This is a genomic window from Polaromonas sp. P1_E3 (assembly GCF_056405935.1).
Genome location: NZ_JBFUBD010000738.1, coordinates 1 through 858 on the forward strand (window position 1 = coordinate 1; position 858 = coordinate 858).

Consider the following 858-nt stretch of genomic DNA (forward strand, 5'->3'; position numbering starts at 1 on the left):
CTGCTGGGGATGCTGTGAGCCGGCCCTTCGCACTCATCGCGGGAAGCGGTGGTGTGCTCGGCGAATCGCTCGCACGGCAGTTCAGCGGGGCAGGGTACGAGGTCGCGGGCCTGCGGCGGGCCGATTGCGACCTGGCGGACGGTGACGCGGTGGCCCAAGCCATCGCGGCCCTGATCGGATGCCACGGGCCCATCGACACGCTGCTGTACAACGCGGGTCATCTGGCAGTGGCTCCTTTTCTTGAACTGGAGGAGAGTGCGCTGCGCGAATGCCTCGAAGCCGGCCCTGTCGGGGCGGCGCACTGCGCCCGGGCTGTGCTGCCGGGCATGCTGGCTGTGGGGCGCGGCAACCTGCTCTTTACCGGTGCCACGGCTTCGCTGCGCGGGTCGGCCCGTTTTGCGGCCATGGCTGCGGGCAAATTTGCCCTTCGTGGGCTTGTTCAGTCATTGGCAAGGGAGTTCCAGCCGCAGGGAATCCACGTGGCCCACATCGTGCTGGACGGCATGCTCATCGGCTCTGCTGCCGCGTCACGCTATGCGGCAGCCGAAGCCCCGGTGATGGCGCCCGACGGCGTGGCTGCGAGTTTCCTGTGGCTTGCGCAACAGGCGCGCACCGCATGGACGCAGGAGCTGGACCTGCGGACCGCATCGGAGAAGTTCTGATGGAGCTGACGCACCTGAACGCCGACCGCGCTGCACCCGTCCTGGTACAGGCCGGGTCGCTGCCGTGGCTGCCGTCGCCGCAACCCGGGGTTGAGCGGCGCATGCTCGAGCGTGCCGGTGCAGAGGTGGCCGTGGCAACGTCGCTCGTGCGTTATGCGGCTGGCAGCCGGTTTGACGCGCATTCGCATGCGTTGGG

2 protein-coding genes are annotated in these 858 nt (G+C 68.6%); both read left to right on the forward strand.

The window, feature by feature from the left end; all coding sequences use genetic code 11:
- A partial coding sequence (locus AC1D0Z_RS23180) for an SDR family NAD(P)-dependent oxidoreductase (RefSeq protein ID WP_477660476.1) occupies positions 1 to 662 on the forward strand: 662 nt, incomplete at its 5' end.
- Positions 662 to 858 (forward strand): cupin domain-containing protein (locus AC1D0Z_RS23185; protein WP_477660477.1); only part of this gene is annotated, 197 nt, incomplete at its 3' end. The genes AC1D0Z_RS23180 and AC1D0Z_RS23185, both read left to right, overlap by 1 nt.